The organism is Amycolatopsis sp. M39 (genome assembly GCF_001651785.1).
Classification (GTDB): Bacteria; Actinomycetota; Actinomycetes; order Mycobacteriales; family Pseudonocardiaceae; genus Amycolatopsis; species Amycolatopsis rubida.
Map to the genome: position 1 here is coordinate 48,881 of NZ_LWSF01000031.1, position 15,097 is coordinate 63,977.

14 protein-coding genes are annotated in these 15,097 nt (G+C 69.8%); 6 read left to right on the forward strand and 8 right to left on the reverse strand.

Features of this window, described 5'->3' with window-relative positions; all coding sequences use genetic code 11:
• Positions 1 to 45: 45 nt before the first annotated feature.
• On the forward strand, positions 46 to 600 hold the full coding sequence (locus A4R44_RS39585; RefSeq protein WP_067592950.1) for a PPA1309 family protein: 555 nt from the start codon (positions 46 to 48) through the stop codon (positions 598 to 600).
• A 98-nt stretch (positions 601 to 698) separates the two neighbouring features.
• Here A4R44_RS39585 and A4R44_RS39590 read toward each other — a convergent pair whose 3' ends face one another.
• Positions 699 to 1,718: a PDZ domain-containing protein gene (locus A4R44_RS39590; RefSeq protein WP_093577295.1), complete on the reverse strand. Its 1,020-nt coding sequence runs from the start codon at positions 1,716 to 1,718 to the stop codon at positions 699 to 701.
• 191 nt (positions 1,719 to 1,909) lie between these two features.
• Here A4R44_RS39590 and A4R44_RS39595 point away from each other — a divergent pair, with 191 nt between their 5' ends.
• A complete protein-coding gene (locus A4R44_RS39595) occupies positions 1,910 to 3,334 on the forward strand; it encodes a zinc-dependent metalloprotease (protein ID WP_067592956.1) in 1,425 nt (474 codons plus the stop codon).
• A gap of 692 nt (positions 3,335 to 4,026) precedes the next feature.
• Here A4R44_RS39595 and A4R44_RS39605 read toward each other — a convergent pair.
• Entirely contained in the window at positions 4,027 to 4,536 is a 510-nt protein-coding gene (locus A4R44_RS39605) for a M48 family metallopeptidase (protein WP_067592962.1), read from the reverse strand.
• A gap of 216 nt (positions 4,537 to 4,752) precedes the next feature.
• Here A4R44_RS39605 and A4R44_RS39610 point away from each other — a divergent pair, with 216 nt between their 5' ends.
• From A4R44_RS39610 to A4R44_RS39620, 3 genes are all read left to right on the forward strand, one after another.
• Positions 4,753 to 5,838 carry a ThiF family adenylyltransferase gene (locus A4R44_RS39610; protein WP_067592965.1) on the forward strand — a complete coding sequence of 362 codons (1,086 nt, stop codon included), beginning with the start codon at positions 4,753 to 4,755 and terminating at the stop codon, positions 5,836 to 5,838.
• Between the two features lie 103 nt (positions 5,839 to 5,941).
• Positions 5,942 to 7,243 (forward strand): AarF/ABC1/UbiB kinase family protein, encoded by a 1,302-nt coding sequence (locus A4R44_RS39615; RefSeq protein WP_202506091.1) that lies wholly within the window; start codon positions 5,942 to 5,944, stop codon positions 7,241 to 7,243.
• A 396-nt stretch (positions 7,244 to 7,639) separates the two neighbouring features.
• The gene (locus A4R44_RS39620) at positions 7,640 to 8,272 is read left to right on the forward strand and encodes a hypothetical protein (protein ID WP_232791978.1); all 633 of its coding nucleotides are present in this window, start codon (positions 7,640 to 7,642) and stop codon (positions 8,270 to 8,272) included.
• 594 nt (positions 8,273 to 8,866) lie between these two features.
• On the opposite strand, the gene A4R44_RS39625 is transcribed toward A4R44_RS39620, so the two are convergent.
• From A4R44_RS39625 to A4R44_RS39645, 6 genes are all read right to left on the reverse strand, one after another.
• Positions 8,867 to 9,049, reverse strand: coding sequence for a hypothetical protein (locus A4R44_RS39625; RefSeq protein ID WP_067592974.1), 183 nt, complete (start codon positions 9,047 to 9,049; stop codon positions 8,867 to 8,869).
• A complete protein-coding gene (locus tag A4R44_RS47620; RefSeq protein WP_157905122.1) occupies positions 9,046 to 10,386 on the reverse strand; it encodes a methyltransferase domain-containing protein in 1,341 nt (446 codons plus the stop codon). The genes A4R44_RS39625 and A4R44_RS47620 overlap by 4 nt, the downstream gene beginning before the upstream one ends.
• A gap of 387 nt (positions 10,387 to 10,773) precedes the next feature.
• Positions 10,774 to 11,037, reverse strand: a complete 264-nt coding sequence (locus A4R44_RS46905; RefSeq protein ID WP_037818283.1) for a hypothetical protein — start codon at positions 11,035 to 11,037, stop codon at positions 10,774 to 10,776.
• Positions 11,034 to 11,381 (reverse strand): WhiB family transcriptional regulator, encoded by a 348-nt coding sequence (locus A4R44_RS39635; RefSeq protein ID WP_067592977.1) that lies wholly within the window; start codon positions 11,379 to 11,381, stop codon positions 11,034 to 11,036. The genes A4R44_RS46905 and A4R44_RS39635 overlap by 4 nt, the downstream gene beginning before the upstream one ends.
• Positions 11,382 to 11,534: 153 nt before the next feature.
• Positions 11,535 to 11,813, reverse strand: a complete 279-nt coding sequence (locus tag A4R44_RS39640; RefSeq protein WP_067592980.1) for a hypothetical protein — start codon at positions 11,811 to 11,813, stop codon at positions 11,535 to 11,537.
• Positions 11,814 to 12,023: 210 nt separating this feature from the next.
• Entirely contained in the window at positions 12,024 to 14,123 is a 2,100-nt protein-coding gene (locus tag A4R44_RS39645) for an ATP-dependent DNA helicase UvrD2 (protein WP_067592982.1), read from the reverse strand.
• A gap of 64 nt (positions 14,124 to 14,187) precedes the next feature.
• Here A4R44_RS39645 and A4R44_RS39650 point away from each other — a divergent pair, with 64 nt between their 5' ends.
• The gene (locus A4R44_RS39650) at positions 14,188 to 14,916 is read left to right on the forward strand and encodes a DUF4191 domain-containing protein (RefSeq protein ID WP_067592985.1); all 729 of its coding nucleotides are present in this window, start codon (positions 14,188 to 14,190) and stop codon (positions 14,914 to 14,916) included.
• Positions 14,917 to 15,097: the final 181 nt, after the last annotated feature.

The window sequence follows — 15,097 nt, forward strand, 5'->3', positions numbered from 1 at the left end:
GGGCACGCGCGGCGCGTCGCGGGGACGCCTGACACGATGGTCGCCATGCCACCGAGTGAGCCGTCTGCCGCCCACCCTGTCGCCGGGCTGGCCCGGGAAGTCGAAGAGTTCGTCGCGGCCGCGGGCTGGAACCAGCCGCCGCAGCTGTTCGCGCTGGTGCCGACCGCTGCGCTGCTGGACGAACAGCCCGAACTGGCCGGTCAGCTCGACCGGGCGAACCCGCTGACGCCGGTGGCCCAGGAGGCGCTGCCGGACGGCGACCTCGCCGAATCGCTCGGCCGGATCGCGTGGCCGGACATCGTGGTCGGCTGCGCGCTGGCGCAGGAGATCATCGTGCTGCCTCCGGACGTGGAGGCGGAACTCGAAGGAATCGCCGAGGCGGACGCCGAAAGCCTCCGTCGTGCCGCCGCGGACCACCCGCGCCGCACCGAGGCCCGTCTGGTGGCCGCCGTCCTGCGCGAAGGCGACGCGGCTTGCGTGATGCGGCTGCGCGGCGTCCAGCCGGGCGACGAGGACGAGAACGCGGTCGACGAACTGGTGGAAAGCCCGGACCTCGCGCCGAACCTGGTCGAAGCGCTGAAGACGACCCTGCAGCCCTGATCCACCGGCTGCGCCCTGTTCCGTTAAGTCCGTGATGGGCCCCTTGAGGAAATCTGATTCTCTCCCGGGGCCCATCACGGACTTTTCTCGGCCGCTGGTCAGCAGTGCGCGGTCGGGCGACCGGCCTTCAGGTTGTCCAGCTGCTTGAGCGCGTCGTCCAGCGTGGACACCTTGATCAGGTTGAGCCCTTCCGGCGCGGCCGAAGCGGCTTCGGCGCAGTTGTGCTCGGGGACGAGGAAGTCGGTCGCGCCCGCTTCCTTCGCGCCGACGACCTTGAACGAGATCCCGCCGATCGGCCCGACCTGGCCGGTCTCGCTGATCTCGCCGGTGCCCGCGATGTGCCTTCCGCCCGCGAGGTCGCTGCCCGGTTTCCCGGGCGGAGTGAGCCGGTCGATGATCGCGAGGGTGAACATCAGCCCCGCCGACGGACCGCCGACGTCCTGCAGCGAGATGTCGACGGAGAAGGGCGCGACCGCGCGGTCGACGGCAGTCAGGCCGAGGAAGCCCTGGGTGCGGTCGTCGCGCTGGGCGAGCGTGACCGGCACGGTGCGTTCCGGCTGGCCGAGGTGCTGGAAGGTGACCTGGACGGTGTCGCCCGGCTTGGTGTTGACGATCGAGGCGGCGACCTCGCCCGCTTCCCGCACCTGCTTGCCGTTGACCGCGACGAGCTTGTCGCCGGGGGCGAGGATGTGGTCGGCCGGGCTGCCGGACACGATCTGCTTCGCGACGACCTGCACCGGGTAGCCGAGGTGGCGCAGCGCGGCGACCTGGGCGTTGCTTTGGGAGTTCTGCAGCTGCTGGATGTTCTCCTGCTTGACCTGCTCGTTCGTCTCGCCGGGCTTGTAGTACTCCTCGCGCGGCGCGAGCGCGTAGCGGCCGCTGGCCCAGAGCCCGAGCGCGGTGAAGAGGTTGATGCCGTCGTTGAGCGAAACGGTGGTCATCCGCAGTTCGCCGCTGGTGTCGTAGGTCTGCTGCCCCTTGACCTGGATCACCGGGTTGCCCGCGACGTCGCGGCCGAGGGTGTCGTAGGTGGGCCCGGGGCTGATCGCGACATACGGCACCTGGACCAGGAACCCGGCCACGACGAACACCAGGAACAGCACGCCGCTGACCAGCATCGTCCATCCGCGGCGGGTCATCCGCCGGTCGCTGCGGCCCGGCGCGCGCGACGGCTCGGCGCGGCGGGACTGGTTCGCGGTGTCCTCGTCCGGTTTTGTCACGAGCGACAGCGTACGGTGACTGTGTTCGCTTCCCGGTGAAGGCCACGGTTGACGCGCTGAGCCGGGTCGTACCCGCGTACGGTGGAGCTATGAGCAATCCCCCGTTCGGCTTCGGACCGCCCGATCCCGACAAGCGAGGCGACAACGACCCCTCGAACCCGGGCCAGCCCGGCGGAGCCGAGGCGTTCAACCAGCTCGGGCAGATGCTGAGCCAGCTGGGCCAGATGCTGAGCCAGGCGGGCTCGTCGAGCGGGCCGGTCAACTACGACCTGGCGAAGCAGATCGCACTCCAGAACCTGAGCGGGCGGGACGACGCCAAGATCGGCTTCGCGGCCGAGGGCGGCGACTCCGCCACTGCCGTGCGCGACGCCGCGCACCTGGCGGAACTGTGGCTCGACGCGGCGACGATCCTCCCCGCGGGCGCGACGTCCACGGTGTCGTGGTCGGCGCGGACCTGGGTCGAGAAGACGCTGCCGACCTGGCAGCGGCTGTGCGATCCGGTGGCGCAGCAGGTGTCCGGCGCGTGGATGCAGGCGCTGCCCGAGGAGGCCAAGCAGGCGGCGGGCCCGCTGCTGTCGATGATGGGGCAGATGGGCGGGATGGCGTTCGGCTCCCAGCTCGGCAACGCCCTGGCGCAGCTCGCGCAGGAAGTGCTCACCTCGACCGAGGTCGGCCTGCCGCTCGGCGAGGCCACCACGTCGGCGTTGCTCCCGGCGAACATCGAGAAGTTCACTGAGGGCCTGGAGCTGCCCGCCAGCGAGGTGCTGGTGTTCCTGGCCGCGCGCGAGGCCGCGCACCAGCGGCTGTTCGCGCACGTCCCGTGGCTGCGGCAGCGCCTGCTGGCGACGGTCGAGGAGTTCGCCCGCGGGATCACCGTCGACACCTCCGCGCTCGAGTCACTGGCCGGAAGCATCGACCCGGCGAACCCGGCGAGCATCGAGGAAGCGATGTCCTCCGGTCTGCTGGAACCGCAAACCACGCCGGAGCAGCAGGCGGCCCTGAAGCGCCTGGAAACCCTGCTGGCCCTGGTGGAAGGCTGGGTGGACGTAGTGGTGGCCGAGGCCATCGGCGACCGTCTTCCCGGAGCCGAGGCCCTGCGCGAAACGCTGCGCCGCCGCCGCGCGACCGGCGGCCCCGCCGAGCAGACCTTCGCGACCCTGGTGGGCCTTGAGCTGCGCCCGCGCCGGATGCGCGCCGCGTCGTCCCTGTGGAAGCTCGTCGGAGACCGCCACGGCCTCGAAAAACGCGACGGTCTCTGGTCCCACCCCGACCTCATGCCGACCGCCGACGATCTGGACGAGCCCCTGGACTTCGCCGACCGGATGTCCGAACCGGCAGCTCTCGCGGCTGATCTGGACCCGATCGCGGAGCTGGAGCGCACGGAGAAGGCTGAGCGGGAGGCCCGCGAGGCCGGCGAGGCCAAGGACTCCGGTTCCGACGCCGACGCCGCCGACAAGGGTGGCGAGACTCCGAGGGACGAGGGGAAGAAGGACGAGGGGAACTCGCCTTCCTGAGGCTTCCTGGCCGCTTTACCTGGCTGCACTGCCGTCCAGCGCGGACCGTCTCACTTGGTCGAGGCGGTCCGCGCGGCTTTTGTACCGCCGTGCTCCGCTCTGGCCACGACCTCCGCCTCTCTTCGCAGATGCCGCCGCGCCGCCCAGTCAAGGACTCCGCCACGCCACCGGTTCCGCCGCACCGCCGCGCCACCGGTTCCGCCGCACCGCCGCGCCACCGGTTCCGCCGGTTCCGCCACGCCATCGCGCTACCGATCCGCCACGCCACCGGTTCCGCCGGTTCCACCACACCAACGCGCCACCGATTCCGCCGCGCCACCACACCAACGCGCCACCGATTCCGCCGCGCCACCACACCATCGCACCACGAGCTCCGCCGCGCCATCGCACCACGAGTTCCGCCGCCCCGTCTGGTCACGCGTTCTGCCGCACCGTCAAGCACGCCAACCTCAGCTGCGGCGAACCACTCACGCAGCCGCCCCCACCCCACCGCACCTAGCTGCCAAGCCCATCCGGCCGATGCCCTCGGCCAAGAACCTCCGGCCCCGCGTCGACCCTCCCGACCTCCCTTAGCCAGTCACGCCCGGCCAGCCGTGCACGCCGCCAGCCCTCCCCATTTCTCTCCTCAGCCGCATCAGCCGCAGCCCAGCCGCCCACCGCCCGCCAAGGCCCAGCCGCGCCCGGCCACCGACTCAGTCCTCCTCCGAAATCCCCCACCCAGCCGCCGCCGAAAGCCCCTCCAGGTACCCGATCGCCCGTTCCGTCCTCGGATACCGGTTGACCAGCGCCCAGAACGCCGGGTCATGCCCCGGCTCTCGCAGGTGCGCCAGCTCGTGGACCAGCACGTAGTCCAGCACCCATTGCGGCACCCGCTGGAGCCGGTTGCTGACCCGGATGGTGGCGTCCACCGGCGTGCACGACGCCCACCTGGTGCGCATCGGCGGCACCCACCGGACGCTGGCCGGCAACGCCTTCCCGTCCAGGTACTTGGCCCCGAGCACCGCGCAGCGCGCCAGCAGCGCCGCATCCGACGTCCTGGGCGGTGCCGCCTTCCGTCCTCCCGAGCGCAGCAGCCTGCGCTCCATCTCCGCGACCCAGTGTTTCTCTTCCTCGCGCGTCATCCGTGCCGGGATGAGGACGACCAGGGTGTCGTCATTCCAGTACGCGGTGACCGTCCGGTGCCTGCGCTGGCTGCGCCGCACCTCGACCTTGTGTTGAGAAGTGTCCGACGGGGCCTTCTCGCCCCTGCCTCTCAGTGAGGGCATCCGTGCTTCGACCACTCGACAACGGTAAGGCTCAGCACCGACAACTTGGAGCGCCGAAAGGTCACAGCCCTGACTTGTCCACAACTAGATTTCCCTGTGGACAACTCAGCTTCTCACCCACGAGTGGCGTTCCGGAGCTGCCAAGCTGACCGCATGACCCTGTCCAGTGTTCCGCCGCCGGACGTGCTCCTTCCGGCGTATCCGACGTTGCTTCCGGGCATCCACGTGCTCGAACGCGACGACAACGAGATCCAGTTCGGCCTCGACCGCCGCTACGGCATCATCGCCAACGGCCTGCCCCCGGCGATCGTCGACAGCGTCCGCAGGCTCGACGGACGGCGTCTGCTCGAGGACGTCCTGCTCGCTGTAGGCGAACACCGGGACCAGTTCCATCTGCTGCTGAAACAGCTGACCGCGCTCGGTCTGGTCACCGAAGCGGCGAAGAAGAACGTGAAACGGGTCGAGACCGGCGTGTGGTCGCTGCGTGCCCGGCACTATCAGCCGGCGCTCACGGATCGTCGCTGGCAGAGCCTCATCGCGGTCCACGGCAGCGGACGGATCGCCGTGGCAGTCGCCGCGCTGCTCGCGACGTCCGGAGTCGGGCATCTCGACATCCGTGCGTCCGGCACGGTCACCGAAGCCGATCTCGGTTCCGGGTTCACGCCCGCTGAGCTGGGCCAACCCCGGCAACGCGCGATCCGGAACGTCGTCGCCCGGGTCGCGCCCGACGTCACCACCGCCCGCAACCAGCGCCGCCTCCCCGATCTCGTGCTGCTCACCGACACCCTCGTCCCGCCGCCGGAGGAGGTGGCCGAACTGGTCGACTCGGCCACCACGCACCTGCCAGTCCGGGTTTGCGAGGGCACGGGCATCGTCGGACCGCTCGTAGTGCCTGGCCGCAGTGCCTGCCTCCGCTGCTGTGACCTGCATCGGACGGACGCGGATCTGTCGTGGCCGAGGATCGCGACGCAGCTGGTAGGCCGGATACCCAGGGCTGATCTCGGTGCCGTGCACGCGTGCGCCTCGCTCGCCGTTGCGCAAGCGATGCGACTGCTCTCGCCGAGCGAAACCCGGCCGCCGGCCTGGAACGCCACGCTTGAGATCGACAGCTTCGACGGAAACCTCCACCGCCGGATCTGGGAGCCGCACCCAGACTGCGGCTGCGGAGCGCCCGTTCCCGTCGAAGACGCTCCCGAAGCGGCGGAGGCGGCTTCCGAGGAGGCGCTGCAAGAGACGTAAGCCACACCTGGGTGGCGTCTGCGGGCTGCGAGCGTCGTGCTCGCCAAGGCAGAATCGCAGAGTGACCGACTTTCGCGACCGCACCGGAGACCGCGATTCCGCCATGCCGCGCCGCGGCGCTGCCCGCACCGCGAAGCTGGCGAGCCTTCCGCTCGGCATCGCCGGACGAGCGGTGGGCGGCTGGGGCAAGCGGCTGGCCGGGCAGAGCGCTGAGCAGGTGAGCGCGACGCTCTCGGCCAAGGCCGCTGAGCAGCTGTTCGAGGTGCTGGGCACGCTCAAGGGCGGCGCGATGAAGTTCGGGCAGGCGCTGAGCGTCTTCGAGGCCGCGGTGCCGGACGACATGGCGCAGCCGTACCGGGAAGCGCTCACGAAGCTGCAGTCAGCCGCTCCGCCGATGCCAGCCAGGCAGACCCACCGCGTGCTCGCCGAGCAACTGGGCCGGTCGTGGGTCGGACGGTTCGCACACTTCGACGACGAGCCCGCCGCCGCGGCGAGCATCGGCCAGGTGCACCGCGCGACCTGGCACGACGGTCGCGAGGTCGCGGTCAAGGTCCAGTACCCGGGCGCGGACGAGGCGCTGCGCAGCGACCTGCGCCAGTTGCAGCGCTTCAGCAGGCTGTTCCAGGCGTTCGTCCCGGGCACCGACGTGAAACCGCTGCTCACGGAGCTGGCCGAGCGGATGGACGAGGAACTCGACTACCTTGCCGAAGCCGACAACCAGCGCGCGTTCGCGAAGGCGTTCGAAGGCGACCCCGAGTTCCTGATCCCGCGCGTCGTGGCGAGCGCGCCGAAGGTCGTGGTCAGCGAGTGGGCCACCGGCACCCCGCTGGCCAAGATCATCGCGGACGGCGACCCGGCCACCCGCAACCTGGCCGGGCGGTTGCTCGCGGAGTTCCACTACTCGTCGCCGGCACGGGCGCATCTGCTGCACTCCGACCCGCACCCTGGCAACTTCATGCTCACCAGCGACGGCAGGCTGTGCGTGATCGACTTCGGCGGCGTCGCGAAGCTGCCGCACGGAATTCCGCGCCACCTGGGCGAAATCACGCGGCTCGCCTTGGACGGCCATTCCGACGAGCTGATGCGGCTGCTGCGCGAGAACCGTTTCGTGCGAGCAGATTCGCCGCTGGAAGCGGACGAGGTCCTGGCCTATCTCGCGCCGTTCACCGAGCCGCTGGCCGAGCCGACGTTCCACTTCACGCGCCGCTGGATGCAACGACAGGCGGGCCGCGTCGGCGACTCGCGCGGCAACGACTTCCACGTCGGCCGCTCGCTGAACCTGCCTCCGGAGTACCTGATGATCCACCGGGTCACCGCGGGTTCGACGGGCATCCTCTGCCAGCTCGACGCCGAGATCCCCGCTCGCGGCATCGTGGAACGGTGGCAGCCCGGATTCGCCGCCTGAGTTATCCACAAGGCGTGGCGACAACACCGAGTTGTCCACAGATTGCGCAGGGTGGTTTCGCGCAGTTGATCAAGGCGTCATTCTCGAAGTATGACGACTACGACAAGCACTGACTCCCTCGCTTTCGGTGATCTCGTTTCCCACGGCGTACTCCATAGACGGCATCTGCGCGTCGCAGGAATTTCCGACCGAAGAGCCGCACAGCTCTCCGGCCCGGGCGGGCCGTGGCGACAGGTGTATTCCGGCGTGTACCTCGTGCACGACAAACCTCCGAGCCGAGAAGAACTCCTGCACGCGGCCGTTGCCAGGTACGGACGCGGAGCCGTCATCACCGGCACGGATGCGTTATGCGCACACGGAATCAGCCATCCGCGAACTCCGGAGATCCACCTTTTGGTGCCACACAACCGAAGGCCGGCCAACGAACCGAGCGTCATCACCTACCGCACCGCCCGGATGCCCAAAGCAATCCTGATCGACGGCCTGCCCTACGCGAGCGCCGCCCGCGCCGCCCTCGACCTGGCCCGCCGGGAGAACGATCCGGACGAGATCGCAAGACTGGTGTCGCTGCCGCTGTATTGGGGCCTGACCGACCGCGCCGAGCTGACGACCGAACTGAACATCGGAAACCAGCGCGGTTCAGCCGCCGTACGCACTGTCCTGCGCAACCTCGACGACCAAGAAACCTTCGCGCACGGGCAAGCACTCCGGGTCCTCCAACGAACCCCGCTGCCCACCCCGCAATGGAACGTCGCGGTCTGCGACCGCCGCGGCCGCCGGCTCGGTACCGCGGACGCTTGGTGGGACGAGATCGGCCTGGCATGGCGCTACCGCACCGCGGCAGGCCCAGAAGACTTCAGCCACCTGGCTTTGGCCGCGACCGGCACCGTGCTGTTTCGGTGCACCCCACGGCAACTCCGGGAATCGCCTGAGGAGATGGGCACAGAACTCCTCAACGCCTACCGCCACGCGACGCGCACACCCCGCCCCAAAGTGCGCGCCGTCTACAAGACAGGAAATGCCGCATGATCCGAACCTGACGCCTGGACCGACCTGAGATCGGGCCGGTACCGCCACTGGCGCTCGGCAGGGCGCCCACGACACCGCGGGCCGCGCATTCACCGGTACTCAGTTGGCGACTTGCTCGGCACCGAAACGCACGTGGACGCGAGACGGGAACGCACGTGCGCGCGAGACGGGTAACCGGTGTTCGAGAGGCATCCAGCCCCTCGGCGTACCAGCCCAAGTCGCGCACCCGACTGATCACCGGTCCTCGCCTGGCAGATCGCCGTCGATTGTGGCGGATCCGACTGCGCAGGCCGATCACCGGCAGTCGTCAGACAGCCTGATCTCGGTGCTCCGGACATGGTTGCGCGACCGATCCACTCACCATTGCTCGTCGGGCAGCCTGCCCGCGACGGCTGCGAACGTGGCTGCGCGCAACCCGCTCACGAACACTTCCCCAGGCAGCCTGCCTTCCGGATCTGGTTGCCCACTCAGCCCAGTCACCAGTCCTTGCTGGGCAGCCTGCCCGCGACGGCTGCGAACGTGGCTGCGCGCAACCCGGTCACAAACACTCCCCAGGCAGCCAGCCTTCCGGATCTAGTTGCCCACTAAGCCCAGTCACCAGTACTCGTCGGGCAGCTTGCCTTCGATGTCCCGGACGTGGTTGCGCGCGCAGTCCGGGCAGAGCCAGCGCTGGTGGCCGTTTTCCTTGGTGCTCACCCAGGCCAAGGTCGCGAGCGGGTCGGTTTCGGCGGCGCGTGCTCGGCCGCAGCGAGAGCACGTGGGGTCGGGCGCGGTCACGGTCGGCGTCCGTGGTGCACGGTGCGGGCGCCGAGCAGGAAGAGGTCGCGGCGGTTACCGAGGTAGTGAGTGCTGTCCGGGTCGAGCAGGGAAGCCAGCGTCGCGCGGTCTTCGTCGGAGAGATGTTCGGCACCGTGCGTCGCGAGACGGGAAAGGTGGTGGTGCACATAGTCGGCGAGACCGTCCGGGCCAGGTGCGGGGTGGTCCGCCAGCGCGCTGAACGAGCTGACGTCAGCGAGTCCGGCGCGTTCGAGCGCGAGTGGCCAGCCGTAGGGCATCGGCACGGCACCGTCGATGCCCTCGCGCATTCCGACGAACCATTCAGCCTGCGCGGCCTTCAACCGGTCTTCCAGACCAGGCCGTCCGAGTCCCAGATCCCAAGGGAGGCAAGAAAAAGATAACCCGCCCTCAGCGAGCGCGACCACGCCGCCAGTCCGCGCGACCGCGGTAAGCGTGCCGATCGCGGCCTGTTGGTCCGGAAGGTGGTGCACGACGCGTGATGCCCATACGAGATCCGCGGGGGGTAGCAAATCGGGCAGGGAACCGTCGGCTAGATCGGCGACTACCGCGCGAATCTCGACTGTCTGCGCGGTTTCCTCGGCTGTCGGTGTGATACCCCCGGCTGCCCGGGCCGCGCCTTCGACTGTCGGGGCGGTGTCCGCGGCTGCCTGCGCGGTGCCCTCGATTGCCGAGGCCGTATCAGTGACTGTCTGCGCGGCACCCTCGGCTGCCGGGGCAGTGTCCGCGACCGTCTGCGCGGCACCCTCGATTGTCGAGGCGGTATCCGCGACCGTCGGCGCGGCACCCTCGGATGCCGGGGCGGTATCTGCGACCGTCGGCGCGGCACCCTCGGCTGTCGAGGCGGTGTCCGCGGCTGTCTGCGCGGCACCCTCGACCGTCTGCGCGATACCTTCGACTGCCCGGGTGCTGTCTGCGGCTGTCGAGGCAGTGTGCTCGGCCGCTGCTCGATGGCCGCCCGATGGCTCCGCGCTGCCGTCGGGTACGCGACCGTTGCTCGTATGCGTTGAGCCGTCCGCGCGGTTGGCCTGCGCAGCATCGGCGGCGGCGCGTACGGCGCGCTCTGCCTCGTGGAGTAGTTCGGGTGTCGCGTCGACCAGGATGATCGTGCCGCCGGTTTGGGTGGCCAGGGCTTCGGCGAAGTGGATGCTCATCCCACCGGCTCCGCAGCCAAGGTCGATCACCGTCGGGGTGGCGGGGAGTTTCGCCGCCAACCGTGCGGCGATGGCGGCGTGGGCGGGAGCGTCGAGGGTATCGGCTGCGCGGAGGAGAACCAGCCGGTCAGCCCAGTCGATGTGATCGTGCGTATGTCCGGACACGGGCTCATTGAACACCCGTCCGCGGTCCCGGACGAGAACGAGCCTGGACTGTCCCCCGACGGACCTTCCAGGCTCGTTTCAGCGAAGCGATCACGGTGGAATCGGTCGCGCGACGGTCGCCTGATCGCAGCTGGGTGCTCAGGCGACGAGAACCCGCGCAGCCCGACCGGGGGCAGGGCAGCCGGAAGGCCGGATCCACGTCCGGGCGACCGGTGCCCGCCAGGACTGGAGGCAGGGCAGCCGGAAGGCCGGATCCACGTCCGGGCGACCGATGCCCGCCAGGACTGGAGGCAGTCCTGGCGGCGGGCACCGGGCTTCCGGACAAAGCGGCCGGTCAGGCAAGGAACCGGGTCGAAACCCGGGCCTGCCTGACCGGGCCGTACCGCATTAATTGGGTGGTTGGTAACGCTCCGCTCGGCTGGCCGCCCAGCGGGCTACCCGTGACCAGCGGCGCGCGGCTCGCGCCTGGCGCCACGGGCGTTGGGCTTCGTGTTCGGTTATCAGGTCGCGTATTCGCGCTCGGGACAGTTCTTCGTGAAGCAACATCTTCGTGGTCTCCTGAGACTTGTTCTGCTTGGGTTTCGGCTGAACGCGGACCGGTTTTCCGGTGCGGGCCTCGAAATCGCGCGTGGTGATGAGGTCGACGGTCATGCGGCTGCGCTCCGGGCTGCGGCGGCGGGTTCGAGGGCGGCGTTCTTGCGCGGACGGCCACGGGGCCGCTTGCGCGCGATCACCGCACCGCGCTCGAAGATCTCCCCTCCCCAGACACCCCACGGCTCACGCCGGGCGAGTGCACCCGCGAGGCAGGCCTCGCGGACCGGGCAGCCGGCGCAGAACGCCTTGGCCCGCTCGAGTTCCGCGGGCGATTCGGCGAACCAGAGGTCCGCGTCGCGCGAGCGGCAGGGGAGTTCCGGCTCGGCGACCCCGTCGAGCAGGTCGCCGATGTCGAACCCTTCGGCTAAGGGGCCCTCGGCGAGGGCGATGGCGGATGACATTTCCGTGCTCCTTTGCGGTGCGGTGGTGGAGTGGCGGTGGGCGATCGAACTGGACAACTTGTTCCTTCTTGTTGTGCAGCCAAAAAAACACGAAGGCCGCGGATCCGGTTACCGGTTCCGCGGCCTTCGTGAGCCTTGAGTCCTGACGTCAGGTCAGGAACTTCGCTCCCGTATCGACAACGGAACACGGAACTGCTTGATGGTCGGCAGATCGACATCAACCTGCGGGTACGCGGCAACAACGGCGGCGCTCGCGAGAGTGATGCCGGCCGGGGCCCCGTTGCGCTCGATGCGACGCGATCCGTCAATGTGACGACGCGTTCCGTCGATGTGCGCGAACGTGGACACACCGGTGCCCTGGCGCGGGGCGTCAACGGTCATGCAGAGAGACAGACCGGCGCCAGGGAACGCGAGTTTCAGATTGCTGATCATTTCACCGGCACCGCCTTTCTCTGTCGGACTGCGCCGCTCAAGGCGGCAACTGTCGTGTGTTCTTCCCCAGACCGGGCTCTCGCCCGGGTGCCTACGCAGGTTATGCGCCCCGGCGCAACCGGGGCAACTTATTTTCCCAAATCTCTGCCGAAAAGCTGAAGATCGCTTCCGAGCTGCAGGTTCGCCGCATCGATCACCGCGAAGACGCGGTCAAGATCGCATCGACGACCGGACCACGTCGAGCACTTCGGCACCGAACCGCTCCAGCTTCGTCGCGCCGATCCCGGAGATCGACACCAGCGCGCCGTCGTCGGTCGGCCGTTGTTCGGCGATCGCCATCAGCGTCGCGTCAGTGAACACGACGAACGCCGGAACCTTCAACTCCCGCGAGCGCTCCCCGCGCCACGTCTTCAGCTTCTCCAGCAGATCCTCATCCACAGTGGACGGGCACTTCCCGCACCGCCCCAGCTTGACCTCCATGGTCTGCACCAGCGGACCGCCGCACAGCCGGCAGCGGGCGACGTTCGACCCCGGCTTCGCCACCTGCTGCGAACGGGCGATGCGCGCCGCCGGGTGGTCCTCCGGGATCAGCCCGTACAGGAACCGCGAGCGGCGCCGGTTGCGTCCCCTGCCCTGCCCGCGCGACAACGACCACGACAGCGACAGGTGCTCCCTGGCCCGCGTGACGCCGACATAGAACAGCCGCCGTTCCTCTTCGATCGCGGCATCGTCGCCGTCCGCGTGCAAGATCGGCATCGTGCCCTCGGACAGCCCGACGAGGAACACCGCGTCCCATTCGAGCCCCTTCGCCGCGTGCAGCGACGCGAGCGTGACTCCTTCGACGGTCGGCGGGTGCTGCGCCGCCGCGCGCTGTTCGAGTTCGGCGACGAAGCGCGGCAAATCCGCGTCCTCGACCGCCGCCGCCAGCTCCTCGGCCAGCTCCACCAGCGCGAGCAGCGCGTCCCACCGCTCCTTCGCCGCTCCGCCGGACGGCGGCTGCTCGGTGAGCCCGACCCGCGCGAGCACCGAGCGCACCGCGGTGACCAGCTCCAACGAGGTCGGTTCCATCGACGCCGTGCGCAGCGCCGCCATCGCCTGCCGCACCTCGGTGCGCTGGAAAAACCGCTCGCCGCCGCGGACCAGGTACGGGATCCCGGCTTCGGTGAGCGCCTGCTCGTACGCCTCGGACTGCGCGTTCACCCGGAACAGGACCGCGATCTCGCTCGCCGGCACGTCCGCGTCGAGCAGTTCGCGGACCCGCCGCGCGACCGCGCTGGCCTCGGCGGCCTCGTCCTCGTACTCGGCGAACCGCGGCTCCGGGCCCTCCGGACGCTGCCCGATGAGCTTCAGCCGCGATCCGGCCGGACGTCCGCGAGCGGCACCGATCACGCGGTTCGCGAGCGCGACGACCTGCGGTGTCGACCGGTAGTCGCGTTCGAGGCGCACGACAGTCGCCTCCGGGAACCGCCGCGTGAACTCCAGCAGAGACTTCGGCGAGGCACCGCCGAAGGAGTAGATGGTCTGGTTGGCGTCGCCGACGACGGTGAGGTCGTCACGGCCGCCGAGCCACGCGTCGAGCAGCCGCTGCTGCAACGGCGTGACGTCCTGGTACTCGTCGACCACGAAGCAGCGGTACCGGTCGCGGAACTCGGCCGCGACCGCCTCGTGCCTTTCCAGCACGGCGGTGGTCTGCAGAAGCAGGTCGTCGAAGTCGAGGACCTGCGCGTTCGTCTTCAGCTCCTCGTACCAGCGGTAGACCTCGGCGACCTGGGCGACCGGCGCGGGCGTGTCGCGCTGCATCCGCGCGGCGACCGACGGGTAGTCGTCCGGCGAGACGAGCGACGCCTTGCTCCACTCGATCTCGCTCGCCAGGTCGCGCAGCACCTCGGTCTCGGTGCTCAGCCGGACGCGCTGGGCGGCCTGGGCGACGAGCCGGAACTTGTTGTCGATCAGGTCCCAGGGCCGGTCGCCGACGACCCGCGGCCAGAAGTAGCGGAGCTGACGGCGGGCAGCGGCGTGGAAGGTCAGCGCCTGTGCCGCGTCGACCCCGAGGCCGCGCAGCCGGGTGCGCATCTCCCCCGCGGCGCGCGTGGTGAAGGTGACGGCCAGTACCTGCCCGGCCGCGACGTGGCCCGACCGGACCAGGTGGGCGATGCGGTGCGTGATCGTCCGGGTCTTTCCGGTGCCCGCGCCCGCGAGGACGCACACCGGGCCGCGGGGGGCCGCCGCGGCGGCGCGCTGCTCGGGATCAAGCCCGTCGAGCAGGCTCGCGCGGCTCTGCCGGCTCTGGGGAGACGATGCGATGGCCACCCTGCGATCCTCGCAGAGGGGGCCGACAGATTCCCGGCCGGGGACGCGGCCGTATCCTGGTCATATGGCGGGCAAGCAGGACAAGGAAGCGGCCAAGCAGGCCAAGCGGGAAAAGCGCGCTGCGAGCAAGGCCCGGCGCGGCCAGCTGTTCGAGGCGTTCAAGATGCAGCGCCGCGAAGACCCGATGCTCATCCCCTGGATGGTCGGTTCGATCGTGGTGGTCGCCGGTGTGCTGTTCGGCATCGGGTTCATCTTCGGCATCCAGTGGACGCTGCTGCCGCTGGGCATCGTGCTCGGCATCCTGCTCGCCGTGATCATTTTCGGCAGGCGCGTGCAGCGCACGGTCTACGGGAAGGCCGACGGCCAGCCCGGCGCGGGAGCCTGGGCGCTGGAGAACATGCGCGGCAAGTGGAAGGTCACACCGACCGTCGCCGCGACGACCCAGCTCGACGCCGTCCACCGCGTGCTCGGCCACCCCGGCGTGATCCTCGTGGCCGAAGGCGCGCCGCACCGGGTGAAGAGCCTGCTCGCGCAGGAGAAGAAGCGCGTGTCGCGGCTGGTCGGCGACACCCCGATCTACGACGTGACGATCGGGCACGAGGACAAGCAGGTACCGCTCAAGAAGCTGCAGTCGCACCTGACGAAGCTGCCGCGCAACCTCAAGCCTGCCCAGATCGACGCCCTCGAAGCGAAGCTGGCCGCGCTCGGCTCGCGCGGCGCGGCGATGCCGAAGGGCCCGATGCCCGCGGGCGCGAAGATGCGGAACGTGCAGCGCACCATCCGCCGTCGCTGACGCTGCTTGCGGGGAACCCCCGGTCGGTTGCCGACCGGGGGTTCCTCGCATTCGGATCAGCTGGGACACGACCGGACGACCGGCGGCGACCGACCCGCCGATCGCTTGCCTCGGCAGACCTCGACGGCACGGGCCTGCGCGCGAGGTTGTCGTCTGTGAAGGACTTAACGTTCCTGGCGTC

What these genes read in the sequence shown, in the direction of transcription:
- A4R44_RS39615 (WP_202506091.1), top strand. Translation starts at nt 5,942, where the DNA reads ATGCCGCGCCGCGGCGCTGCCCGCACCGCGAAGCTGGCGAGCCTTCCG.
- A4R44_RS39590 (WP_093577295.1), bottom strand. Translation starts at nt 1,718, where the DNA reads ATGCTGGTCAGCGGCGTGCTGTTCCTGGTGTTCGTCGTGGCCGGGTTC.
- A4R44_RS46905 (WP_037818283.1), bottom strand. Translation starts at nt 11,037, where the DNA reads ATGACCGTCGACCTCATCACCACGCGCGATTTCGAGGCCCGCACCGGA.
- A4R44_RS39610 (WP_067592965.1), top strand. Translation starts at nt 4,753, where the DNA reads ATGACCCTGTCCAGTGTTCCGCCGCCGGACGTGCTCCTTCCGGCGTAT.
- A4R44_RS39635 (WP_067592977.1), bottom strand. Translation starts at nt 11,381, where the DNA reads ATGTCATCCGCCATCGCCCTCGCCGAGGGCCCCTTAGCCGAAGGGTTC.
- A4R44_RS39585 (WP_067592950.1), top strand. Translation starts at nt 46, where the DNA reads ATGCCACCGAGTGAGCCGTCTGCCGCCCACCCTGTCGCCGGGCTGGCC.
- A4R44_RS39650 (WP_067592985.1), top strand. Translation starts at nt 14,188, where the DNA reads ATGGCGGGCAAGCAGGACAAGGAAGCGGCCAAGCAGGCCAAGCGGGAA.
- A4R44_RS39640 (WP_067592980.1), bottom strand. Translation starts at nt 11,813, where the DNA reads ATGATCAGCAATCTGAAACTCGCGTTCCCTGGCGCCGGTCTGTCTCTC.
- A4R44_RS39595 (WP_067592956.1), top strand. Translation starts at nt 1,910, where the DNA reads ATGAGCAATCCCCCGTTCGGCTTCGGACCGCCCGATCCCGACAAGCGA.